The sequence below is a fragment of the Actinoplanes sp. CA-051413 genome (assembly GCF_050955795.1).
Lineage (GTDB): Bacteria > Actinomycetota > Actinomycetes > Mycobacteriales > Micromonosporaceae > Actinoplanes.
The window spans coordinates 7419809-7444039 of record NZ_CP192100.1; the positions used below are offsets into that span (position 1 = coordinate 7419809).

General features: G+C 71.6%; 16 protein-coding genes. 6 read left to right on the plus strand and 10 right to left on the minus strand.

What is annotated here, in order from left to right; translation table 11 throughout:
• Positions 1-40 precede the first annotated feature (40 nt).
• The 3 genes from ACQP2Y_RS34945 to ACQP2Y_RS34955 are packed head-to-tail and all read left to right on the plus strand — an operon-like array spanning position 41 to position 4838.
• Positions 41-2713 (plus strand): ATP-binding protein, encoded by a 2673-nt coding sequence (locus ACQP2Y_RS34945; RefSeq protein WP_433720246.1) that lies wholly within the window; start codon positions 41-43, stop codon positions 2711-2713.
• Positions 2714-2772: 59 nt separating this feature from the next.
• Positions 2773-4179 (plus strand): selenium-binding protein SBP56-related protein, encoded by a 1407-nt coding sequence (locus tag ACQP2Y_RS34950; RefSeq protein ID WP_433720248.1) that lies wholly within the window; start codon positions 2773-2775, stop codon positions 4177-4179.
• Positions 4176-4838: a hypothetical protein gene (locus ACQP2Y_RS34955; protein ID WP_433720250.1), complete on the plus strand. Its 663-nt coding sequence runs from the start codon at positions 4176-4178 to the stop codon at positions 4836-4838. The genes ACQP2Y_RS34950 and ACQP2Y_RS34955 overlap by 4 nt, the downstream gene beginning before the upstream one ends.
• A 36-nt stretch (positions 4839-4874) precedes the next feature.
• Here ACQP2Y_RS34955 and ggt read toward each other — a convergent pair whose 3' ends face one another.
• Positions 4875-6677 (minus strand): gamma-glutamyltransferase, encoded by a 1803-nt coding sequence (ggt, locus tag ACQP2Y_RS34960; protein ID WP_433720252.1) that lies wholly within the window; start codon positions 6675-6677, stop codon positions 4875-4877.
• A 301-nt stretch (positions 6678-6978) separates the two neighbouring features.
• Here ggt and ACQP2Y_RS34965 point away from each other — a divergent pair, with 301 nt between their 5' ends.
• Positions 6979-7404: a YybH family protein gene (locus ACQP2Y_RS34965; RefSeq protein ID WP_433720254.1), complete on the plus strand. Its 426-nt coding sequence runs from the start codon at positions 6979-6981 to the stop codon at positions 7402-7404.
• Here the strand turns inward: ACQP2Y_RS34965 and ACQP2Y_RS34970 are convergent.
• The 6 genes from ACQP2Y_RS34970 to ACQP2Y_RS34995 all read right to left on the minus strand — a co-directional run bounded on the left by ACQP2Y_RS34970 (position 7388) and on the right by ACQP2Y_RS34995 (position 18400).
• Positions 7388-9289, minus strand: a complete 1902-nt coding sequence (locus ACQP2Y_RS34970; protein ID WP_433720256.1) for an acyl-CoA dehydrogenase family protein — start codon at positions 9287-9289, stop codon at positions 7388-7390. The two genes, ACQP2Y_RS34965 and ACQP2Y_RS34970, sit on opposite strands and share 17 nt — an antisense overlap.
• A 105-nt stretch (positions 9290-9394) precedes the next feature.
• A complete protein-coding gene (locus tag ACQP2Y_RS34975) occupies positions 9395-9973 on the minus strand; it encodes a hypothetical protein (protein WP_433720257.1) in 579 nt (192 codons plus the stop codon).
• Positions 9974-10000: 27 nt separating this feature from the next.
• Positions 10001-11929 (minus strand): ABC transporter ATP-binding protein, encoded by a 1929-nt coding sequence (locus ACQP2Y_RS34980; protein ID WP_433720259.1) that lies wholly within the window; start codon positions 11927-11929, stop codon positions 10001-10003.
• Positions 11926-13683 (minus strand): ABC transporter ATP-binding protein, encoded by a 1758-nt coding sequence (locus tag ACQP2Y_RS34985; RefSeq protein WP_433720260.1) that lies wholly within the window; start codon positions 13681-13683, stop codon positions 11926-11928. The genes ACQP2Y_RS34980 and ACQP2Y_RS34985 overlap by 4 nt, the downstream gene beginning before the upstream one ends.
• 63 nt (positions 13684-13746) lie before the next feature.
• Entirely contained in the window at positions 13747-15237 is a 1491-nt protein-coding gene (locus tag ACQP2Y_RS34990) for an alpha/beta hydrolase (RefSeq protein ID WP_433720262.1), read from the minus strand.
• Positions 15238-15340: 103 nt separating this feature from the next.
• Positions 15341-18400 carry a M14 family zinc carboxypeptidase gene (locus ACQP2Y_RS34995; protein ID WP_433720264.1) on the minus strand — a complete coding sequence of 1020 codons (3060 nt, stop codon included), beginning with the start codon at positions 18398-18400 and terminating at the stop codon, positions 15341-15343.
• A 153-nt stretch (positions 18401-18553) separates the two neighbouring features.
• Between ACQP2Y_RS34995 and ACQP2Y_RS35000 the strand changes: the two genes are divergently transcribed.
• Positions 18554-19681, plus strand: a complete 1128-nt coding sequence (locus tag ACQP2Y_RS35000) for a PQQ-dependent sugar dehydrogenase (protein WP_433720265.1) — start codon at positions 18554-18556, stop codon at positions 19679-19681.
• Between the two features lie 25 nt (positions 19682-19706).
• Here ACQP2Y_RS35000 and ACQP2Y_RS35005 read toward each other — a convergent pair whose 3' ends face one another.
• The 3 genes from ACQP2Y_RS35005 to ACQP2Y_RS35015 form a co-directional block, all read right to left on the minus strand.
• Positions 19707-19961 carry a hypothetical protein gene (locus tag ACQP2Y_RS35005; RefSeq protein ID WP_433720266.1) on the minus strand — a complete coding sequence of 85 codons (255 nt, stop codon included), beginning with the start codon at positions 19959-19961 and terminating at the stop codon, positions 19707-19709.
• Positions 19962-20075: 114 nt separating this feature from the next.
• Entirely contained in the window at positions 20076-20411 is a 336-nt protein-coding gene (locus ACQP2Y_RS35010) for a hypothetical protein (protein ID WP_433720268.1), read from the minus strand.
• A gap of 27 nt (positions 20412-20438) precedes the next feature.
• Positions 20439-22148 carry a sodium:solute symporter family protein gene (locus tag ACQP2Y_RS35015; RefSeq protein WP_433720269.1) on the minus strand — a complete coding sequence of 570 codons (1710 nt, stop codon included), beginning with the start codon at positions 22146-22148 and terminating at the stop codon, positions 20439-20441.
• Positions 22149-22234: 86 nt separating this feature from the next.
• Here ACQP2Y_RS35015 and ACQP2Y_RS35020 point away from each other — a divergent pair, with 86 nt between their 5' ends.
• Positions 22235-24139: a Xaa-Pro dipeptidyl-peptidase gene (locus tag ACQP2Y_RS35020; protein WP_433720271.1), complete on the plus strand. Its 1905-nt coding sequence runs from the start codon at positions 22235-22237 to the stop codon at positions 24137-24139.
• The last annotated feature ends 92 nt before the right edge of the window (positions 24140-24231 follow it).

A 24231-nucleotide genomic window follows, 5' to 3' on the forward strand; every position in this document is an offset into this window, starting at 1 on the left:
TGGCTTCTTGGTCCGTAGCCTGATCTGCGGAGGTCCAAGCATGCCGCGAAGTGATCTTGGCCTCGAGCGTCCCGCCGCACCGGTGGCGCCGAGCGCCCGGCCTGCCGGAACGGCTGCGGCGGCGACCACGCCGGCCAGCACCGAACCGGACGGGCCCACGCGACCCGGCACCCCGCCGGCCGCGAAGAGCCCGGCGCCTGCCGCCCCTGGACCCACCGACCAATCCGAGCCGGCAGAGCCCGTCACCACCGGGCCGGCGGAGCCCGCCACGACCCGGCCGGCGGCCCCCAACGCCTCAACCCAGCATCCCTCACCGGCACAGCCCACGAACGGGCAGCCCGCGACCGAGCAACCCGCGAACGGGCAGCCCGCCGACGGGCAACGCACGACGGCGCAGCCCACGACCCCACCGCCGGCCAAGGGGCAACCCACGACGGCGCGGCCCGCGAACGGGCAGCCGGCAAGCGCGCAGGTCACGACCACCCAAGTCACAACCCCGCAGCCCACGGCCCCGCGGCCGACAACCGCGCACACGCCCGCCGCGCAGGCAGCAACCGCGACCGCGGTCGTCTCGCTCAACGGCATTCATCGGGCCGAACACCGGGATGCATCCCCCGCCGACCGTGGCCGGCAGTCGTGGCCGGAGATCTTCTCCGCTCACGACGACACCATCAACAGCGCCGCCGGTGAGCAGCTTGCCGCCCTCATCGCCCGCGCCGCGCATGCGCCCGGCGGGCTCGTGCATTTCGTCGACGGTGAGGCGTTGCGGATCTACGGCAGTTACGGCATGCGGATGCGCTGGGAGGACATCGGCGACACCCCGCTGCGGGACAGTCTCGCCGGGCTGGTTGTCGCCGACGGCCGGCCGTTGGTGATCACTGACTTCGCCACCGATCCGCGGATTCCGGCCAATTCTCCGATCCGGCGGCGGGGGCTCAGCGGCGCCTATCTCGGGCAGCCGATCCGGGACGCCTCCGGGGCCGTACTCGGGATCTGTTGTGCGCTCGACACCCAGCCGCATGAGTGGTCCGCCGATGATGTCGCCGCCGTCGGTGATGCCGCGCGGCTCGGGACTTTGCTCATCACTGAGCAGCAGGGGCGCCAGGAGGTTGATCGGCAGCGGCGGTTCCTCGATGCCGTGCTGGACAACCTGCATGACGGGGTCACCGCTTGCGACGCCGATGGGCGGGTTGTGCTGGTCAATGCCCGGATGCAGCGGCTCTGGGGTGGCGCGCGGATGCCCGCCGATCTCTCCGACCACCCCGCGGTCGCCGGGCCGAGTGACGGGGACGGGCTGAGTGACGGGGACGGGCGGCCCATCGCTCCCGGTGACGTCGCTTTGTTCCGGGCGCTTCGCGGTGAGCGGCTTCGCAACGAGGAGCTGGTGCTGCAGGGACGTGGTGGGCGTACCCGCTACTACCTGATCGACGCGCAACCGATTCTCGGACCCGATGGGGAGACCGTCGGCGCTGTGCAGGCCGTTCAGGATGTCACCCGGCAGCGGCGGGCCGAACGGTTCCGTACCTGTGAGCTTGCCGTGGTCACCGCCCTCGCCGCCGCGCCGACGATCGAGGCGGCCGGGCCTCGGGTGCTGGAGGCCGTGGTCGGGACGCTCGGCTGGACCCATGCCGAGTTGTGGCTGGTCGACGAGGCTGCCGGCGTGGTGCGGTCCGCCGCCAGCTGGAACTCGCCCAGCTGGCAGTCCGACATCGAGGTGCCGGCCGAACTGCCGTACGGCACCGGGTTGCCCGGCCGGGCCTGGCAGGCCGGCAAGCCGCTCTGGATCCGCGACGTCGGCCGGCCGCAGAGCCTGATCTCCCCCGAGACCGCCGAGAGCTCGCGGCTGCACACCGCGCTGGCCATCCCGGTGCGCAACGGGCTCGAGCCGCTGGGTGTGCTGACCGCTTTCGCCGACACCATCGAGGATCCCGAGGACGAGCTGGTCGCGCTCATGTCCGGGATCTCCGCGCAGATCGCCCAGTTCATCGAGAAGCGGCTGGTCGACGATCTGCAGCGGCAGCTCATCCGGACCAAGAACGAGTATCTCGCGCTGATCGGTCACGAGCTGCGGACGCCGCTGACCTCGATCGCCGCCTATACCGAGCTGCTGCGGGACGCCGACGCCGAGACGCTCGTGGCCGAGGGGCCCCGGCTGCTGGAGGTCATCGACCGCAACGCCACCCAGCTGCGGCACATCATCAACGAACTCCTTGAGCTCTCCGCGCTCGACACCGGGCACGCCGCGGTGCAGCTCAGCCCGATCAACCTGGCCGAGCTCGTCCGGGAGTCGGTGCAGGCCGCCCGGGACGCCATCACCGACGAGCCGGTGTCGATCGTCGACGAGCTGCCCGACGAGCTGGTGCTGCCCGGTGACCGGCACCGGCTGCGTCAGGTCGTCGACAACCTGCTCGGCAACGCCGTCAAGTACAGCCCCGACGGCGGGCGGATCGCGGTGCGGTTGCGGACCACCGGCCGGGCCGCCGAGCTGTCGATCTCGGACACCGGGATCGGCGTCTCGCAGGAGGAACGCGAGAAGATGTTCACCGGTCTGTACCGCACGAGCCGGGCCCGCGACCGGGCCATTCCCGGCAGCGGGCTGGGGCTGACGCTCAGCCGCGCGGTCGTGCAGCGCCACCACGGCACCATCGAGCTCAGCGAGCACGAAGGACCCGGCACGACCGTGTCCGTGCGGCTGCCGCTGGACGCTCGTTGACAACTCGTTGACAATTGTGACCCTGTTCACCGGGCTGCCGCCGGGCGAGGATGACCACCATGACGAGGTGGACACCAGACCCGACGTTCTATCCCTCCCCGCGTGACGCCGCCGGTGCGCCCGCCGAACAGCTGGCGTACATCGCCGCGTTCGACCGGTCGGCCGGGCAACCGGACGCCATCGCCGTCGTGGACACCGACCCGGTCTCCGCCACGTACGGCGCGGTCGTCGGCTGGACCGAGCTGCCGCACACCGGCGACGAGCTGCACCACTTCGGGTGGAACGCGTGCAGCAGCGCCCTGTGCCCCACCGCGCCGCACCCGCACGTCGAGCGGCGCTACCTGATCGTGCCCGGGCTGCGCTCGTCGCGGATCTACGTGCTGGACACCAAGGACGACCCGCGCAACCCCGTACTGGTCAAGGAGATCCCGGCCGAGGAGCTGGCCGGCAAGGCCGGCTACTCCCGGCCGCACACCATCCACTGCGGCCCGGACGGCATCTACGTCTCCGCGCTCGGCGGCGGCTCGTCCGACGGACCGGGCGGCATCGCGGTGCTGGACCACACGACCTTCGAGGTACGCGGCGCGTGGGAGAGCGACCGCGGCGACCAGTACCTGGCGTACGACTTCTGGTGGCACCTGACCCGAGACGTGCTGGTCTCCTCCGAGTGGGGCACGCCGTCCATGATCGAGGACGGTCTGGTCCCGGAGCTGCTGCTGGGCCGCAAGTACGGCCACCGCCTGCACTTCTGGGACCTGGCCAAACGTTCCCTGGTGCAGACGGTCGACCTCGGCGACCAGTACCAGATGACGCTGGAGCTGCGTCCCGCCCACGACCCGCGCAAGGAGTACGGCTTCCTCGGCGTCGTCACCAGCGTCGAGGACCTGTCGGCCTCGGTCTGGGTGTGGCATCGCGGCGACGACGGGCAGTTCGCGGTCACCAAGGTCATCGACGTGGCCGCCGAGCCCGCCGACGCCGAGGCCCTGCCGCCGGCGCTGCAGCCGTTCGGTGCGGTCCCGCCGCTGATCACCGACATCGACCTGTCGGTGGACGACCGCTTCCTCTACGTCTCCTGCTGGGGCACCGGCGAGCTGAAGCAGTTCGACGTCAGCGACCCGTTCCACCCGGTGCAGACCGGCTCGGTCCGGCTCGGCGGCGTCGTCGGCCGGGTGGCGCACCCGTCGTTCCCGGACGAGCGGCTGGCCGGCGGCCCGCAGATGGTCGAGGTCTCCCGCGACGGCAGCCGGGTCTACGTCACGAACTCGCTGTACGGCTCCTGGGACGACCAGTTCTACCCGGACGGCGTGGGCGCGTGGCTGGCGAAGATCGACGTGGACACCGAGCGCGGCGGCATGACCCTGGATCCGAACTTCTTCCCGCACGGCGACGAGTTCCGCGGCCGGCGCGTGCATCAGGTACGGCTGCAGGGTGGCGACGCCTCGTCCGACTCGTACTGCTTCCCGTGACCGGTGGCCAGCTCGCGGTGCTGGCGGCGCTGGGCGCCTTCCACGGGCTGAACCCGGCCATGGGCTGGCTCTTCGCGGTGGCCCGGGGCATGCAGGAACGTAGCCGGGCCGTGCTGCTGCGCTCGGTGCCGCCGATCGCCGCCGGGCACCTGGCCTCGGTGGCGATCGTGGCGGCGGTGGTGTCGGCGACCGAGTCGGTGGTGGCCGGCAACGTGGTGGCGATCGTCGGCGGGGTCGTGCTGGTCGGCTTCGGCCTGTGGCGGCTGCTCTCGGCCCGGCACTTCCGGTGGGCCGGTATGCGGCTGTCCGCGGCGCAACTGGCCGGCTGGTCGTTCCTGATGTCCTCGGCGCACGGCGCCGGGCTGATGCTGCTGCCGGTGCTGGCCACGACGACGAAGGCGCAGCCGGGCGGGCATGCCGGGCATCTCGCCGCGGCGGGCCCGGCCGGGCTGGCCGGCACGCCCGCCGCGGCCCTCGACGGGCTGCTGGCGGCGGGCGTGCACACGGTGGCGATGTTCGCGGTGCTGGCGACCTGCGCCGTGCTGGTCTACGAGTTCGTCGGCCTGAGCGTGCTGCGCCGGGCCTGGTTCAACGTGGACAAGCTGTGGGCCGCGGTGATGGTCGCGGCCGGCGCGCTGACGATCGCCCTGACGGCGTGAGGCCTGTCCCGCCGCGCGGCGGGACAGGCCATCAGGTCAGCGCCGGGGATGCACCACGCCCGCGGCACCGCTGCCACGCCGGGCCGGCTCGGCACTGGCGATCAGCTGGCCGCCGCGGCCGAACTCGATCGCGGTGGCCGCGCCCAGCTCCGCCACGGGCGGCTGGAACGCGTGCCCGAGCCGGCCCAGGGCGTCGCCGTACTGCGCGATGAACGCCGGCTCGGCCTGGACAGCGGCGGTGTTGCGCTGCGACGCCCGCGGAGCTGCCATCGCCTCCGGCAGGGTCATGCCCAGGTCGATCCGGTTGACCAGCACCTGCAGCACGGTGGTGATGATGGTGGCGCCGCCGGGCGAGCCGACGGCCAGGAACGGCCGGCCGTCCTTGAGCACGATCGTCGGCGACATGGAGCTGCGGGGACGCTTGTTCGGGCCGGGCAGGTTGGGGTCGGGCGCGCTGCCCTGCGTACCGGTGAAGTTGAAGTCGGTCAGCTCGTTGTTGAGCAGGAAGCCGCGGCCCGGCACGACCATCGCGTTGCCGCCGGTCTGCTCGATCGTCAGGGTGTATTCCACGACGTTGCCCCAGCGGTCGGCGACGGTGAGGTTGGTCGTGCTCTGCCCGTCCTCGACCTTGCCGCCGACGCGCGCCGGCGTGCAGCCCGAGGCGGTGATGTCGCCCGGCGCCACCGGCTTGGGCAGGGCCGCCGCGGGGTTGATCTGGCAGGCCCGCTGGGCCGCCCACCGGTCACTGATCAGCCGATCCAGTACGGGCTGCGGCGTGTAGGCGCCCACGTAGCGATTACGGTCCGCGAAGGACAGCGCGGAAGCCTCGAGGTACTGGTGCAGGGCCTGGGTCATGGAGACCTCGGAGAGGTCGGTCCGCTCCAGGATGTTCAGCGCCTCGCCGACCGCCGTGCCGCCGCTGGACGGGGTGGACATGCCGTAGACGGTCAGGCCCCGGTAGTCGGACTTCGTCGGGGCGGGGAACCGCAGCCGGTAGTTGGCCAGGTCGGACAGGCGCAGGTCGCCGGGGCGGATCGGGTACGCCCAGGGGGCGGCGGGGTCGGCGGCGACCGGCGGGTGCTGCACGGTGCGCACGATGTCGGCGCCGACGGGACCGCGGTAGAAGACGCCGGTGCCGCGCTTGGCGATCAGCCGGTAGGTGTCGGCCAGGTCGGGGTTGCGCTGCACGGAACCGACCGCGGGCGGGGCACCGCCGGGCAGGTACAGCTCACGGGTGGAGCCGAACTGGGCGAAGGGCGCCGCGTTGTCGGCGATCTGCTGCCGGAAGGTGGCGTCGACGGCGAAGCCCCGGTCGGCGACCTTGGCGGCGGGCTGCAACAGGCTGCCCAGGGAGCGGGTGCCCCACTTGCCGGTCGCGGCCTCCCAGGTGGCCAGGGTGCCGGGGGTGCCGACGGACAGGCCGCTGACCCGGGCCTCGGCGAAGTCGTAGGGCAGGCCGTCGGCCGGATCGACGAAGATGTCCTCGGTCATCGTGGCCGGCCCGGACTCGCGGCCGTCGATGGTGTGCACCTTGCGGTGTTTCGCGTCGTAATAGACGAAGAAGCCGCCACCGCCGATACCGGCGGAGAACGGCTCGGTGACCCCGAGGGTCGCGGCAGCGGCCACGGCCGCGTCGACGGCGTTACCGCCGCGTCGCAGCACGTCGAGGCCGACGGCGGTCGCGGTGGGGTCGACGGTGGAGACCGCGCCGCCGTAGCCGGTGGCGGTGGGGCTCAGGGGTGGCGCACCGCCGTGGGCGGAGGCCGCGGCGGGCACGAGGGCGACGGTGGTCGCGGTGAGCGTGGCCGTCATGGCCAGCGCGGTCGAGAACCGCATCATGCCTCCGGGAGCGGTGAGAACAGAGTGGACAGACTCCTGCCTACCGCGAGTGGGAGGTGCGCACAACCCGGGACACGCTCGTCACCCAGCGTCATCAAGATCAAGAGAAGGATCATGTCGTGCCTGGTTGCATGGCCCGGACCGTCACTCCCGCCGAGACCGGGCGCGGAGATCCAGTCGCTGGCGCTCCCGAACGGATCTCCGCACCCTGCCAGGTCCGTGCTCCCCCACCCGGCCGGGTTGCGCTACGTCGGGCCGGGTAGGTGCTGATGGAACGGGACAACCGATGCCGGGAGGTGTCATGGACAGCCGAACCGAACTTCGCGCGGTGGTCGAGGAACGGATCGCCGCCGTACGGGCGAAGGATCCCAAGCCCCTCGCGGCGCGCCAGCATCCCGACGTCATCACTTTCAACGTGCTGCCCCCGCTGCACGCGCAGGGCAGCGCCGCCGTGGAGCAGGCGACCCGGGCCTGGTTCGACGGGTACGCCTCGGACATCGGCTACGAGGTGCGCGACCTGCAGGTGACGGCAGACGGCGACGTCGGGTTCTGCTCGTTTCTCTACCACGTCTCCGGCACGCTGCACTCCGGCGCGCAGGTCGACATGTGGGTACGGGCCACCCTCGGCTGCCGGCGGGTCGACGGGCGGTGGTTGATCGTGCACGACCACGAGTCGGTGCCGTTCGATCCCGGCACCGGCCAGGCGTTGATCAGTCTGCGGCCGTGAAGGGCGGGATCCGCCGGCGGACATCCTCGACCGTCGCCGGCCCCGGCTGCCACGCCGACACCCAGGCGCCCTCGGTGGACCGCGGGATGATGCCCTGCTCCAGGAAGGCATAGCGGCCGCCCAGCACCCGCCGGGTGGCTTCGACGTCCAGGGAGTCGGTGTTCTCCCAGAGCGCGGCGAAGAGCGCCTCCACCCGGAGCCGGGACTGCTGGCAGAACAGGTCGGCCAGTTCGTGACCCGCGGCGCGGTGCTCGCGTTCGGCGCGGGCCCGCACGCACACCGCCGACATGGCGAACAGCTCGGCGCCGATGTCGACGATGCGGCCGAGGAAGGCCTGCTTGTGCTCCAGCCCGCCCTGCCAGCGGGACATCCCGTAGAACGTCGACCGGGCCAGCTTGCGCGAGGTCCGCTCGACGTAGCGCAGGTGCCGGGCGAGCGGGCCGAACTCGGCGTACCCGGTCGGCACCTGGCCACGCCCGACCGCCAGGCTCGGCAGCCACCGCGCGTAGAAGGCCCCGGCCCGGGCCCCGGCGCGGGCCTTGCGGCCCATCCCGGCCTCCGGGTCGATGATGTCGCCGGCCACCGTGAGGTGCGCGTCGACCGCCTCCCGGGCGATGAGCAGGTGCATGATCTCGGTGGAGCCCTCGAAGATGCGGTTGATCCGCAGGTCCCGCAGGACCTGCTCGGCCTCGGCCGCGCGTTCACCGCGGGCGGCCTGCGAGGCGGCCGTCTCGTAGCCGCGGCCGCCGCGGATCTGGATCAGCTCGTCGGCGACCAGCCAGGCCGTCTCGCTGGCGAAGAGCTTGATCAGCGCGGCTTCGATCCGGATGTCGTTGCGGTCGTCGTCGGCCAGGATGCAGCACAGATCCAGGGTGGACTCCATCGCGTACGTGGTCGCGGCGATGAAGGCCATCTTCTTGGCGACAGCCTCGTGCTGCGACACCGGCCGGCCCCACTGCACCCGCTCGGCCGACCACTCCCGCGCGACGGCGAGCGACCACTTCGACGCGCCGACACACATCGCCGGCAGCGACAACCGGCCGGTGTTGAGCGTGGTCAGTGCGATCTTGAGGCCCTTGCCGAGGCCGCCGATGACGTTCTCCTGCGGCACGAACACGTCGTGGAAGCGGGTCACGCTGTTCTCCAGGCCGCGCAGGCCGAGGAACTCGTTGCGCCGTTCCACCGTGATGCCGGGTGCGTCGCCCTCCACCACGAACGCGGTGATGCCCTTGCCGGGCACCCGGGCCATCACGACCAGCAGGGTCGCCACGGTGCCGTTGGTTGCCCACAGCTTCACCCCGTTGAGCCGGTAGCCGCCCTCGACGGGCTCGGCGACGGTGCCCAGGCGGGCCGGGTCGGAGCCGACGTCCGGCTCGGTGAGCAGGAACGCGGACACCTCGCCGGCGGCCAGCCGGGGCAGGAACGCCTTCTTCTGCTCCGGGGTGCCGAAGGTCTTGAGCGGCTGCGGCACGCCGATCGACTGGTGGGCCGACAGCAGCGCACCGACGGCCGGACTGGCCGAGCCGATCAGGGTCAGCGCCCGGCAGTAGTGCAGGTTGGACAGGCCGAGACCGCCGTACTCCTTGTCGATCTTCATGCCGAACGCGCCGAGCGCGGCCAGGCCGTGGAAGACCTCGTCGGGGATGCGGGCCTCCCGCTCGATGCGGGCGCCGTCGACCTCCGCGACCAGGTACGCCTCCAGCTTGGCCAGGAACTCCTCCGCATCGGGACGGGGCTCCGCCGCGGGCCAGGGATCGATGAGGTCGAGCCGTAACCGCCCGAGGAACAGCTCCTTGCCGAAGCTGGGCTTGCGCCACTCGGACTGGCGGGCCTCCTCGGCGACCTTGCGCGCCTGCTTCTCGGTGACGTCGGCCGGTTCGGTCACGGTCTACCCCCTTGACCCGGGTACGGCTGCTCGTAGCAGCCACGCTACCCAGCAGGGTTACCGCTGGGTAGCCCTCGACCGATGTCGATCAACGACACCCGGCAGTCACGAGTCGGCGGGGATGTCCGTCTCGAGCTGGTCGACGATGGGGTTCAGGAGCTCGTTGAGCTCTCGGACCAGCACGGCGACAGCCCGGTGCGCGCTCTGCTCGACCTCCGCCTCCGGGCCTTCCGGGGCGGGTGGCAGGTCGTCGAGCCGGACGGGTGCCTGCACCAGCAGCGAGGCGCGCAGGTGCGGGCTGCGGGTCAGGTCCTGCTCGGACGGGCCGACGTACTGGCCGAACAGCTGGGGCCAGTCGCGCCAGCCGCGGTCCCGGTCCCACTGGCGGCTCCAGGTGAGCTGGGCGGGCCACGGCGACACCAGCGTGACGTCGCAGGTCAGGCTGCCGTCCCAGGCGCTGCGCGAACAGGCCGCCGAGACGATCCGGGGATGCCGGCGGACGTAGCCGGGCTCCAGGCCGGTGGCCAGCCGCCACGCCACCACGGCGAAGGTGACCGGCGCGAAGTCGCCCCACGCGTCGGCGAACTCGCCGATGCGGCTGCGGACCTCGCCGGCGTACCGGCTCGGCCCGCCGGTCGCATGCTCGCGATCGAACTGCTCGTCGATCCAGAATGCCTGCTGCACGGTCCCCAGCCTACGGGCCGGCGGGGATCAGGCCGGCGAGGAGTGGGCCGCCCAGGTCTCGAACATCGTCGCGTAGCGGCCGCCCGCGGCCAGCAGCTCGTCGTGGCTGCCCGTCTCCACGATGCGGTGCTCGTCCACCACGATGATCCGGTCCGCCCGCATGGCCGTCGACAGCCGGTGCGCCACCAGGATCGCCGTACGCCCGTCCAGCAGGCGGTCCAGCGCCGCCTCGACCCGCAGCTCGCTGCGCAGGTCCAGGCTCGAGGTGGCCTCGTCCAGCACCACCACCCGGGGCTCGGCCAGGAACGCCCGGGCCAGGGCCAGCAGCTGGCGCTCGCCCGAGGACACCGACTGGCCGCGCTCGTGCAGCGGGGTCGCGAGGCCCTCCGGCGAGCGTTCCACCAGGTCCCGCAGGCCGACCGCGTCGACCGCCGCCCACACCTCGGCGTCGGTGGCGGCCGGACGGGCGAAGGCGATGTTGTCGCGCAGCGTCCCGGCGAACAGGAACGGCTCCTGCGGGACCACGCCGATCTGCCGGCGCAGCGAGGCCAGGGTGACCTCGCGCAGGTCGTGACCGTCGATCCGGATGCTGCCCGCGGTCGGGTCGTAGAGGCGGGTGACCAGCTTGGCCAGCGTCGACTTGCCCGCGCCGGTCGGGCCCACGCAGGCCACCGTCTCGCCCGGGTGGATCACCAGCTCCACGCCGGCCAGCACCGGGCGGTCCGGGAGGTAGCCGAACGTGACGCCGGCGAAGACGATCTCCCCGCGTACCGGTGGGAGCTCTGTCGCCGCCGGATGCTGGACCACCGACGGCCGCAGGCCGAGCAGGGTGTTGATCTTCCCGATCGCCGCCCGGCCCTGCTGGTACTGGGTGTAGAGCTGGACCAGTTGCTGCACCGGCTGGAAGAAGGCGTTCAGGTAGAGCACGAAGGCGGTCAGCTCGCCGATGGTCAGGGTGCCGCGCAGCACCATGCGGCCGCCGATCAGCAGCAGCGCCGCCATCCCGAGCAGGCCGATGACCGACGTGCCGGGGCCGTAGATCGCGTTGATCCGGCCGGTGAAATCGTTGGCGTCGCGGTAGCCGCCGACCACCTCGCGGTGCGCCACGATGTTGCGGTCCTGCCGGTTGTGCGCGGTGACCACCCGGACGCCGTTGAGGCTCTCGGACAGGTCGGCGAACATCGCGGCGATCGCGTCCCGCTGGCGGTTGTAGCCCCGGTCGGCCGCCCGGCGGAACCACAGCGAGGCGATCAGCAGCGGCGGCACGACCAGCATGAGCGTGATGACGGCCAGCCCGGCGTGGTAGTGGAACAGCACCCCGGTGACCACGACCATGGTGAGCGCCTGGATGACGAACTGGGCGAAGCCGTCGGCCAGCAGGGACTGCAGCGACTCCACGTCGGAGGTCATCCGGGTCATGGTGACGCCGGCCTTCTCCCGGGTGTAGTAGTCCAGCGACATGCGCTGCAGGTGGGCGAAGATCCGGATCCGCAGGTCGCGGGTGGCCGAGGCGGCGAGCCGGCCGCTCTGCCGCATCCGGACCGCGGTGGCCAGCCCGGTGGCCAGCACCGCCACGACGAAGGCGACGGTGGCGCCGACCAGGACGGGCAGGTTCCTGGCCGCGATGCCGTGGTCGATGCCGACCTGGACCAGGTACGGCCCGGCCTGCAGCAGCAGGGTCTCGACCAGGATCGCCAGCAGCGCCGCCACCAGCAGGCCGGGCCGCCCGATGACCAGCCGGGGCAGCGTGACCTGGGCGCCGCTGTCGGCCACCGGGTCGAACGGGACCCGCGGGTCGCCGTGCTCCGGCTCGCGCGCCTCCAGTTTGGCGACGCCCTCGGCCACGTCGGCCGGGATGCCGGCGAACGGCAGCCCGTTGCCCTTGCGCCCGGCCATCCCCATCGAGGGCCGCCCACCACTGCTGAACCCGCCGAAGCCACCACCGAAAATGCTCATGCCGCCACCGCCGAGGCGAGGACCCGGGCGTACTGCGGCTCGGTGGCCAGCAGCGACTCGTGGGTGCCGTCGGCGACCACCCGGCCGCCCGCCATCAGCACCACCCGGTCGGCCAGGCTGATCGTGGAGAGCCGGTGCGCCACGATGATCGTGGTCCGCCCGCGCATGAGGTCGCGCAGCGAGGAGTGGATGCGCTGCTCGACCGTCACGTCGATGGCGCTGGTGGCGTCGTCGAGCACGAGCACCGGCGGGTTCACCAGCAGGGCCCGGGCGATGGCGACGCGCTGACGCTGGCCGCCGGAGAGGGTGTAGCCGCGTTCGCCGACCACCGTGTCGTACCCCTCGGGCAGGTCCCGGATGAAGTCGTCCGCCCCGGCCGCCACCGCCGCCGCGACCACGGACTCGCGGTCGGCCTCGGGGCGGCCGTACGCGATGTTGTCGTGCAGCGAGAGCGAGAACAGGAACGGCTCGTCGGGCACGATGCCGACCTGGTCCCGCAGCCGGGCCAGGCGCAGGCTGCGCACGTCGTGCCCGTCCACGGTGATCCGGCCGCCGGTCACGTCGTAGAACCGGGCGAGCAGCCGGCCCAGGGTGGACTTGCCGGAGCCGGTGGCCCCGACCACGGCCACCGTCTCCCCGGCCCGGATGCGCAGGTCCAGGCCGTCGAGGGCCAGGGTGCCGTTCGGGTACGCGAACCGCACGTCCTCGAAGCACACGTCACCCCGCAGCGCCACATCCACCGGCTCGGCCGGGTCCACCACCTCGCTGGGGGTGTCGAGGATCTCGTAGATGCGCGCGGCCGAGGCCGAGGCCCGCTGACCCATCATGATCATCATGCCGAGCATCCGGAACGGCGGCTGGAGCATCAGCACGTACGAGTTGAAGGCCACGATGGTGCCGACCGTGGTCCCGCCGTCGATCACCATGATGCCGCCGACCAGCAGCACCAGGGCCAGCCCCAGCCGGGGCAGGTTGTCCAGCACGGGATTCCACCGGCTGCGGATCCGGGCGTCCTGCAGGTACGCCCAGCGGATCCGGTCCGCGGCCTCGGCCAGCGAGCGCAGCTGGCGCCCCTCGGCGGCGAACGCCTTGACGATCCGCACGCCCTGGATGTTCTCGTCGACGACGGTGGCCAGCCGGGCCAGCCGGGCCTGGATGAGCCAGGACACCGGGAAGATCGCCCTGCGCATGCCGACGCCGAGGAAGCCGATGACCGGCATGGTGGCCATCGCCACGATGGCCAGCGGCACGTTGATCGACAGCATCAGCACGAAGGCGACCACCGCGATCAGGCACTGCACCAGGATCGACGGGCCGAACGACAGGTACATCTGCACGGCGCGGATGTCCGAGCCGGACCGCGACATCAGCTCACCGGACTGGACCCGGTCGAAGAAGCCGAACGGCATCCGGGCCAGGTGCGCGTAGACGATGTTGCGCAGGTCGTACTCCAGCTCGTACGCGGTGCGCAGCAGGTAGAGCCGGGCGGCGTAGTTGATCAGGCCCTGAACCAGCGCCAGGGCGACGATCCACCAGACGTAGGTGGGCAGGTCGCCGGTGCGCTCGACGATCGCCCGGTCGATGCCGAGCCGGACCAGGTTCGGGATCTGCACCTGTACGACGAGCCCGGCGAACGACAGCACGAGCGAGGTGATCAGCAGCGCGCGGTGCGCCCGGACCAGTGGCAGCGCGCGACGCAGCCAGGATTTGCGCTGGTCAGGGTCGATGGCGGCGCGGGGCGCGCGGCGGCTCAACAGTGAGCCGGGGCGACGGCGGAAGGATGGGACACGGCGCCTCCTCCGGGATACTTAGCCAGGCTAAGGATACCCGCGCCGCGGCGCAATGCCGCCGACGCCCGCCGCCTTCGGCTCCACTCCGGGGCACCGGGTCCCGGCGGCGGGCGGCCGGACGGTCAGCAGGTAGCGGTCCACCGCCCCGCCCACACAGTCGCTCCGGCCGTAGACGGTGTGTCCCCAGCCCTCGTAGGTGAGCAGGGACGCCTTCGGGCCGAGCTGGGCGGCGACGTGCTGGGCCCAGGCGTACGGGGTGGCGGGGTCGTGCCGCGCGTTGACCAGCAGCACCGGGCCGGTCCTGGCCGGGGTGAGCGCCCGCTGCGGGTTGGCCGTGGCGCCGGTACGGCCCAGGCAGCCGTAGACCGAGGTGAGCGCGAGCGGTGAGAACGGCATCTGCGGCGACTTCGCGGCGATCCGGTCGAGGCGGGCGCGCAGGTCGGCGTACCCGGCCACCGGCATCGACCAGTCGTCGCAGAACACGGCGTGGAAGTTGTGCTCGCTGACGTCGACCGCGGCGGCCCGGCCCAGCTTGGTGCCCGCGCCACCGGTCGCCTCCTTGATGAAGACGCCGAGCGAGTGCCACTGCGGGTCGTACATCGAGCTGAACGCGACCCCGACCAGCTCGTGCAGAGTCAGCTTGTACGCCGTGTCGTTCGGGTCCCGCAGCGTGCCCCGCCGCGCCGAGGCGAGCAGCCCGGCCCAGAGCTTGCGGACGTCGCGGCCGTGCACGGCGCACTCGGTGCTGCGCGCGCACCAGGCCACGAACTCGTCGAACGAGTCCTGGGCGGTGCGCGCCTCGCCCCCCAGGAAGCCGTCGGTGTCGACGGTGTGGTCCATGACGCTGTCCAGCACCATCGCGCGGACCCGCTGCGGGTAGCGCTCGGCGTACTGCTGGCCGAGCAGGGTGCCGTACGAGGCCCCGTAGAAGCTGATCCGCTCCTCGCCCAGCGCGGCCCGTACCGCCTCCAGGTCCCGCACCACGCTCAGCGTGTCGACGTGCCCGTAGAGCGGTCCGGTGCGCCGGGCGCAGTCAGCGGCGAGCCGGCGGTTGTAGGCGACGAACGCGTCGTACGCCTTCGCACTCTCGATGGCCGGCGGCGGGGCAGCGGTCAGCACCGTCGTCGTGCACACGATCGGGTGGCTGCGGGAGATCCCGCGCGGGTCGAAGCCCACGATGTCGAAGCGCCGGCGCAGCTCGGGGCTGAAGAACGTGCTGTCGAGGGTGAAGTCGACGCCCGAGCCGCCGGGGCCGCCGGGGTTGACCACCAGCGTGCCGATCCGCTGCTTCGGGTCGGCGGCCGGGCGGCGGGCCAGCGCGATCGCCACGGACGCCCCGTACGGCCGCGCCCAGTCGACCGGTACGTCGAGGGTGGCGCACTGGGCGGTCTTGTCCTCCTCGCAGGGCTGCCACTTCGGCGCTCCCCCGCGTACCGCGTACGCGGGGGTCGCCGCCGTGGTCACCGCGGCCAGGACAGTGAGGAACGCGGCCAGGATCGGCCGTGTCTTTGCTCGCACCGGTTGTCTCTCCGCCCTGCCCGGCAGGCGCGCCGCGCGCCTCCTGTCTAGAGCAAGCGCGCGGCGCGATCTGCGGTTCTGGCGGTTTACCTCCGAAAGAGGATTACCTCTTCAGGTGACGCAGGGCCCGGCGGACCAGGTCCACGCGCTTATCCTCGGGCAGCCCCTCCAGGCCGAAGCCCAGGTAGACGCTGTCCCCGGTGGTCACGGCGGCACCGGAGTCGAAGGCGAGCTGGCTGCGCGCCCAGTCGGTGCTGTTGCGGCCCGAGCCCGGCGGCGGCCCGGCGACGGTCCAGCCGCCGAGGTCCGTCTCGAACGAGGTCTGCTGCGCGACCGCGCCGCCGACCTCGACCCGGACGTCGTCCAGGAAGACGCCCAGACCCTGGGTGCCCCAGTCCGACATGTAGGAGATCGAGAGCTCGACCTGCTTGCCCGCGTAGGCGCTCAGGTCGGCGTCGAACTGTTTCCAACCGGAGCTGGTGCCGGTTGCCGCGTTCCAGGTGCCGGTGGTGCCGGTCGACGTGCAGCCCTCGCCCTGGTAGTGGGTCAGGAACGGGTGGATCGTCTCGATGCCGGACTGGCAGCTGTCCCCGGTCTCGGTGGTGGTCAGCCCGCCCGCGTCCGGCAGCGTGGTCCAGTCGTCGGTGCCCACGACGTGCGCCTCGACGAACATGAAGTCCCAGCCCGCCTCGGTGTCGAAGGACGTCTGGAACTTCAGCCGCGCGGCGGTCGCCGCCGTCAGGTCGACGGTCTTGGTGAGCCGCTTGTACGAGACGTCCGACTGCCCGCTCCACAGGTACCAGTCGCCGTCGTACGGGTCGTACGGCGCCGCCCCGGGCAGCTGCCAGTCGATCGGCGCCCGCGAGTTGCCGAACTGCGGGAACTGCTTCGGCGGCAGGAAACTGGCCGTGGTCAGGAAGGACCCGGTGTGGTCACCGGCCGGGGTGGCACTGAAGCCCTTGAAAGCCCCCTCGGTGCCGACCAGCGGGTACGGCGTGCCCTCCGCGCTGGTGCCGCCGTCGCTGACGTAGGAGTACGCCCCGAGCCAGTACTGCTCGAAGTCGTTGCCCAGCGGCAGACAGGTCGGGTCGTTCGCCGCCAGGCACTCCGCCGGGCCGTTCGGCTGGTACACGTAGGCACCGTTGGCCGCCTGCGCGAAGCCGGCGTACTTGCCGCTGAACAGCAGCTTGCCGCCCTCGTTCAGGTAGTCACGCACGGCCAGCTCGGTCTCCAGGGCCGAGCGGGCCACCGTGCCGGCCGGCTGGCCGGGTGCCCGCGGGATGATGTCGTCGCCGGTCTCCCACAGCACGGTCCGGTAGTGCGAGAGCACACCGAGGGGGTGCGGGGCCTGACGGCCGTTGGCGTCGATGTCGTAGACGTCGGCCGAGCGGCCGGCGCGCTTGAGGGCCGCCACGTGCGCGGCGGCGTAGCGGGCGGTGGTGGCGCCGTCGGTGTTGGCCGGCGAGACGCCGGTGACGTCCTCGGCGGCGAGCACCAGCACGTCACCGCCGATCTTGCTGGCGACGGTGTAGGTGAAGCTGGCCGACTTGACCGTCCGGCGGCCGTTGCGGGCGGTGAACCAGACCTGCACCTTGTCCTTGGCGCGGGCCTTGGCGACCGTGCCCCGGCGCTCGGCGAAGTACTTGTCGACGCCGTCGCCGTAGCGCTCGCCGCCGCGCCACTCCCAGGTCCCGTCGGTGCGCTCACGCCCGCCGTTGACCCGGTAGTGCAGGGTGACGTCGCGCAGGGCCCGGCGGGCGGTCACAGCCACCTGCTGGCGCGAGCCGTACGAGGTGCTGAACGCGTCGACGGTCAGGTCGGCGGTGCTGCGCCCGACGGTCGAGACCGGGTTGTCCGGGTCGACGGCCGACCGGCCGACCGACAGCGCGAACGGCAGGTTCTTGCGGAACTCGTCCTCGATCAGCTTCTCGTCGTCCGGGAAGTTGAAGCCGCTCTCGCAGTCCTCGGCCTTCCACTGGTCGTCCGGGTAGAGGTTGGAGATCGTCTCGCAGGTGCTCATCTCCGGGGTGAAGCCGAGCGCACCGGTGCGCACCTGGGCGTGGAAGTCGGTGTCGCCGTTGGTGGTGTAGAGCTCGGCCGAGATGTCCGGGTCGTAGCCGGGCACGGCCGGGTGCGCGTCGTCGCCGGCCAGGGCGATCTGGATCTGGTCATCCGGGCTGGGCGTGCTGACCTGCCAGCCGATGCCGTAGAGCAGCAGCTCGGCGGCCGAGTGGTAGTTCACCAGGAACTCGAAGCCGACCCGCTTGAACAGCCCGTCGAGCGCCTTGGTCTCGGGCTCGGAGTTGGGGCCCGGGCCGCGGTAGGTCTCGCTGGCCGGGTCGGGCGACGAGCCCTCGTTGTCGTAGCCCCACTTCTCCGCGAAGTTGCGGTTGAGGTCGACACCGTCGCCCGCGGTGATCTCACCGTCGCCGTTGTTGTCGCGCAGGTTCTTGCGCCACAGCCGGTGGCCCTCGGTGAAGGTGAAGTCGTAACCGTCCGGGTTCACCACCGGCAGGAACCAGACCTCGGTGGTGTTGAGCAGCTTGGTCAGCGCCGGGTCGGTGCCGTAGCCGTCGATGACGTGGTGCATCAGCCGCCGGGTCATCTCGGGGGTGATCCACTCGCGGGCGTGCTGCCCGCCGAGGTAGATCGTCGCGGGGCGGCGCCCGTCGGGCACGAACCGCGCGTCGCGGGTCACCTTCACGGCCTGGATGGGTACGCCGCGGACCGTCTTGCCGACGGTGACCAGCTTGGCCAGGCGCGGGTTGCGGGCGGCGGTGTCGGCGAGCTCCTCGCGGAGACCACCGGGGGCGTTGTACTGCCGGAAGACGGTCGGCGCCGCGGCGGCCTGCTTGCGCATCGCCGTGGTCGTGCGCTTCTCGGCCAGCGGCACGCCGGCGGCGATCAGGGACTCGGCCTGGCGGCGGCCGAGGATGGGCTGGACGGTGACTTTGCCGTCGGCGGCGGCGGTCACGGCGCTCTCGTCGTGGTCGATGCCGACGGCCCGGAGGCGCTGGAGCTGTGCTGCGTCGAGGGTGCCGACGTACACCGCGAGATCCTCCTCGGCTGGTACGGCGGCGGCCGGCGCGATCCCGGACAGGGCCGCGGCGGCCACTGTCAGAAGAGATAACGCGCAGGCGGTAGCCCGGCGGGCTGGGGTCATGGTGTGAGCCTCCATGGGTGGGAAGGTCGTGAGTGGACCCTCCCGGCCATCCGCCGAGGCTGTCAAGGATGTGCATACCTGTATCGGTGAAGAAATGGTAACGGTCCGTACCCGTTCAGGTTTCTCTCAGCCAGCCGAGGCACGGTGGGTGCCATGTCAACCGCCGATCGGTCGAGGATGCGCTGGCAAGTGGCTGTTACCGCTGCTGGCGCGGCCCTGCTGGCCGCTTGCTCCGCCGAGGAGCCGGCTGCCGCTCCCGCGCCCCGCGCCAGCGCGCCGGCTGCCACCGCGCCCGCCTCGGCCGCCCCGTCCACGGACCGTGGCACCCCCGACCTGAGCGCACCGGAGACCGTGGCGACCGGGCTCGAGGTGCCGTGGGGAATGGCCTTCCTGCCCGACGGCAGCGCGCTGGTCGCCGAGCGGGACAGCGGGCGCGTGCTGCGGGTGCGGACCGGTTCCGGAAAACCGCAGCAGGTCTTCACTGTGCCGGGCGTCGCGGCCGACGGCGAGGGCGGGCTGCTCGGCCTGGCGGTCGCCGCGGACTACGCCCGGACCCGGTGGGTCTACGCCTACCACACCGCGGCGGACGACAACCGGATCGTGCGGTTCAAGCTCGGCGGGGGCGCCCCGGAAGTGATCTTCGACGGAATCACCAAGGCCGGCATCCACAACGGCGGCCGGATCGCCTTCGGCCCGGACAAGATGCTCTACGTGGGCACCGGGGACGCCGGGGACGGCAGCGCCTCGCAGGACGCCGGCGACACCAACGGCAAGATCCTGCGGCTGACCCCGGAGGGCCGGCCGGCGCCGGGCAATCCGAAGGCCGGCTCGCCGGTCTGGAGCCTGGGGCACCGCAACGTGCAGGGCCTCGCCTGGGCGGCGGACGGCACGATGTACGGCATCGAGTTCGGCCAGAACCGCCTCGACGAGGTCAACAAGATCGAGCCCGGCGGCAACTACGGCTGGCCCGAGGTCGACGGCAAGGGTGGCGACGGGGACTACGTCGACCCGGTCGTCACGTGGAGCACCGATGAGGCCTCCCCGTCCGGGGCGGCGATCGCCGGCGACACCCTGTACGTCGCCGCGCTGCGGGGGCAGCGGTTGTGGACCGTGCCGCTCGCCGGTGGCGAGCCGAAGGCCGAGTTCTCCGGGCGGTACGGACGACTACGAACCGTAGCCGTCGCGCCGGACGGTGCCCTCTGGCTCACCACCTCGAACACGGACGGCCGAGGCGACGTACAGGATGGCGACGACCGGATCCTGCGCTTCCGCGCCCGGTGACGGCTCGGGCGGCGGAAGGCAGGTGTTACGTCCGATTGTTGGGCGGAAGCAGCGGCAAGGTGGAGATGGCCGCCGCGTACTGGGCGATCTGCCGGGAGTTCGGCACGACGCCGACACTACGCAGCTGATCCTGAATGGCCTGTGCAACTTCATCCTCGGACTTGCCGCGATGCGTCTGCATGACCTTGTTGACGGCATAGTCAACACGAAGCTGCATCTGCCAGCCGACGGGCCGTTGTCCTGCACCGCCGGCGAAGCTCACTGAGGCGAGGGGTTCCATGACCTGAGTATCGGGAGCACCCCGGGTGAATCGGAAGGTTCAGGGTGCGGGTGCAACCGTCTTGCACCCGGGCCGCACCGGCTTCTCCATCAATCGGGCGGCCCGGGTCGCCGTTCAGTCGCCCACAGGCTTCCGGGGGCCGGCGTCGGCATCCGGATCCGCCTTCGCCGCGGGCACCTGGGTCGGCCGCCACCGCAGCCAGAGCAGGAAGAACGCGCCCAGCGCCAGCATCGCCAGCCCCATCCAGAGGTTGATCCGGACGCCCTGCGCCTTGTCGATCTCCGACGGGCTGTCGAAGATCCCCAGCAGCGTGACGATCAGGCCGTACACCACGAACAGCCCGCCGATCACCCGCCGCACGTCGAACAGCCGGGCCGCGGCGGACACCTTCTCCGCCTCCGCGGTCTGGGCCAGCAGTTCATCATCGGGACCGTTGGTCTCCTCGGACATCTCAACTCCTCTCGTGGCTCGCGCCGGTCACCAGACGGGGATGTACAGCAGGAACGCCAGCGCGACAGCGATGCCACCGAGCAGCACGGGGTTGCGCCACCAGACCTTGTCGCCCGCGATGATCACCTCGCCGGAGGTGGATGGTCCGGCCAGGCCGTAGACCAGGCCGCGCAGCTGGTTCTCGGGCTTGGACTCGGTCACCATGGTGACCACGACGGCGGTCAACACCGCCGTGACGAAGGCCAGGCCCGCGCCCCAGAAGCTCTCCTCCAGGTCGGAGTTGAACTTGACGACGTCCGCCAGGTACAGCAGGTACAGGGTGAGCGACGACAGCGTGCCCAGCGTCAGCGACCAGAAGCCGGCCCAGGCGGTCATCCGCTTCCAGAACATCCCGACGATGAAGGTGGCGAACAGCGGGGCGTTGAAGATCGAGAACAACGCCTGGATGTAGTTCATGATGTTGCTGAAGCCGGCCGCGATGAACGCGGTGCCGATGCCGACGACGATGCCGCCGACCGTGGCGAGCCGGCCGATCCGCAGGTAGTAGTCGTCGGAACGGTTCTTGCGGATGTACGTCTGCCACAGGTCGTAGGTGAAGACGGTGTTGAACCCGCTGACGTTGGCGGCCATGCCGGCCATGAACGAGGCGATCAGGCCGGTCACCGCGATCCCCAGCACGCCGTTGGGCAGCAGGTCGCGCATGAGCAGCGGGATGGCGTTGTTGTAGACCAGGTCACCCTCGTCGGCACCGAGCCCCTTGACCGTGATGATGGCGATCAGGCCGGGGATGACCGTGACCGCCGGGATCAGCAGCTTCGGGAAGGCGCCGATGATCGGGGTGCGCCGGGCCGCGCTCATGTCCTTGGCCGAGAGGGCCCGCTGCACCTCGGCGAAGTTCGTCGTCCAGTAGCCGAACGAGAGCACGAAGCCCAGGCCGAAGACGATGCCGATCCAGTTCGCGCCCAGCGGGTTGTCCGAGTTCGCCGTGCCCTGCCAGGTGTGCAGCGCCGCGTCGCCGAGCTTGCTGTCCCGGACCGCGTCGAAGAGGCCGTCGATGCCGCCGACCTTGACCAGGCCGACGACGGTGATCGGGATGAGCCCGGCCAGAATGACGAAGAACTGCAGCACCTCGTTGTAGATCGCCGAGGAGAGCCCGCCGATGCCGATGTAGAGCAGCACGATGGCCGCGCCGATCACGATCGACACCCAGAGCGGCCAGCCGAGCAGCGCGTCGAGCACCAGCGCCAGCGCGTACAGGTTGACGCCGGCGATCAGCACCTGGGCGACCGCGAAGGTGACCGCGTTGACCAGGTGGGTGGGCCGGTTGAAGCGCAGCCGGAGGAACTCGGGGACGCTGCGGACCTTGGACCCGTAGTAGAACGGCATCATCACGATGCCCAGGAAGACCATCGCCGGTACGGCGCCGATCCAGTAGTAGTGCAGGGTCATCAGGCCGTACTGGGCGCCGTTGGCGGCCATGCCGATGATCTCGAGGGCGCCGAGGTTGGCCGAGACGAACGCCAGGCCGGTGACCCAGGCGGGCATCGATCGGCCGGACAGGAAGAAGTCGGCGCTGGTCTTGATCGCTCTTCGGGCGGCGAAACCGACGCCCAGGACGGTCGCGAAATAGATCGCGAGGATCAGGTAGTCGAATACGTCGAGATCGAGCCGTAGCCCTTCAGCCGCGAGCGTCTCCACGGGCACCTCCTGTGCAGTCCAGGCGGCGATACCCGTCATGAAGATCCTTCACACCTGCCTGTTTCGGCGAGGTGAATCGGCGGTCCGGCTTCACCCGGGGCCTCTCGTGCGATCGAATGGCGTGGATGTCCATCGTTCCCGGAAGGACCGCCATGCCCGTTGCCGTACCCCGAGCTCTGCTCGTCGCACTTGTCGTGCTCGCCGGTCTGCTCAGCGTGCCCGCGCCCGCCTCGGCCGCCCCGCCCTTCATCCGCGGTGGCGAGACCGTGCCCGTCTACGACTACGCCGACGCCATTCGCGAAAGCGTGTGGGTCCAGACCCCCACCGACGCCGACCGGGACGGCGTGCCCGACCGGGTCGCGGTCGACCTGGTCCGCCCCCGCACGGCCGCCGGCGTCAAGGTGCCGATCATCATGGACGCCTCGCCCTACTACGCCTGCTGCGGCCGCGGCAACGAGGGCGAGCTCAAGCAGTACGACGCCCAGGGCGTGATCAGCAAGGCGCCGCTGTTCTACGACAACTACTTCGTGCCCCGCGGGTACGCCTTCGCCGCCGTCGACCTCAGCGGCACCAGCCGCTCGACGGGTTGCGAGGACGTCGGCGGCCCGGCCGAGGTGGCCGGGGCCCGCGCGGCGATCGACTGGCTCAACGGGCGGGCCCGGGGCTTCACCGCCGACGGCACCCCGGTCTCGGCCCGCTCCTGGAGCACCGGCAAGGTCGGCATGATCGGCAAGTCCTGGGACGGCTCGGTGGCCAACGGCGTCGCCGCCACCGGGGTCCGGGGCCTGGAGACCATCGTCCCGATCTCGGCCATCTCCAGCTGGTACGACTACATGCGCTACAACGGCTCCCTGCGCTCCTCGGGCTACCCGAACTACCTGCAGTCCGTGGTCAGCGACCGGCTCACCGAGTGCGCGGCGGTGACCTCCTCGCTGGCCACCGACAGCGCCGACGACACCGGTGACTACAACGCGTTCTGGCGCGCCCGCGACTACCGCCCCGCCGCCGGCCGGGTCCGGGCGAGCGTCTTCGTGGTGCACGGCCTCAACGACCTGAACGTGGCCACGCCGCAGTTCGCCGCCTGGTGGCAGGAGCTGGCCGAGCAGGGCGTGCCGCGCAAGATCTGGCTGCACCGCACCGGGCACGTGGACCCGTTCGACGTCCGCCGCGCGGAGTGGGTCGACACGCTGCACCAGTGGTTCGACTACTGGCTGCAGGGCCTGCACAACGGCGTCATGGCCCAGCCGCGGGCGACGATCGAGACCGCACCCGGGGTCTTCACCGCGGCCCGGGACTGGCCGTTGCCCGGCACCCGCAAGGTCAGTGTGCCGCTGGGGTCGGCGGTGGCCTCGTACACCGACGCGTCGCTGACCGAGGACGCGGCCGTGGCCTCGCCGTCGGAAGAGGTCGCGGGGCGGCTCGCTGTGCTCTACGGACCGCTGCGGGCACCGCTGCGCATCTCCGGCTCCCCGTCCGTACGGCTGCGGATCCGCGTCGACCGCCCGACGACCCAGCTCACCGCCCGGCTGGTCGACTACGGCACGGCGACCCGGGTGGACTATGGCACCGGTGAGGGTGTGCGGACCCTGGCCACGGAGTCGTGCTGGGGAGCGTCGACGGCGGCCGACGACGCCTGCTACCGCGACGTGGCCGAGCGGGTGGTGACCTCCGACCACGAGGTGCTGACCCGCGGCTGGCTCGACGCGGCCCACCACGTGTCGCTGCGCTTCACCACGCCACTGCGGCCGGACCGCTGGTACACCGTGACGGTCCCGCTGAGCGCCTACGACGTGACGGTCGCGGCCGGGCACACCCTGGGCCTGGTCCTGACCCAGAGCGACCCTGAGTTCACCGAGGCACCGAACACCGGTGCCACCGTACGGGTCGACCTGGCCGCCAGCCGCCTGGTCCTGCCGGTCACCGGCCGCGCCACGCTCACCCCGGCCCCGGCCGGCGCGACGGTCACCACCGCACCGGTCGCCCCGGCGGAACGCCGGGCTCCGGCCGACCGCCGGCAGCTGCCGCAGTAGCCGCGCATCGGGCCCGGCGTCTCCGGCCGGACACGCCGGGCCCGATCGGCAGTAATAATTATTATTCTGGATCTCCGCAACGCGCGTGAAAT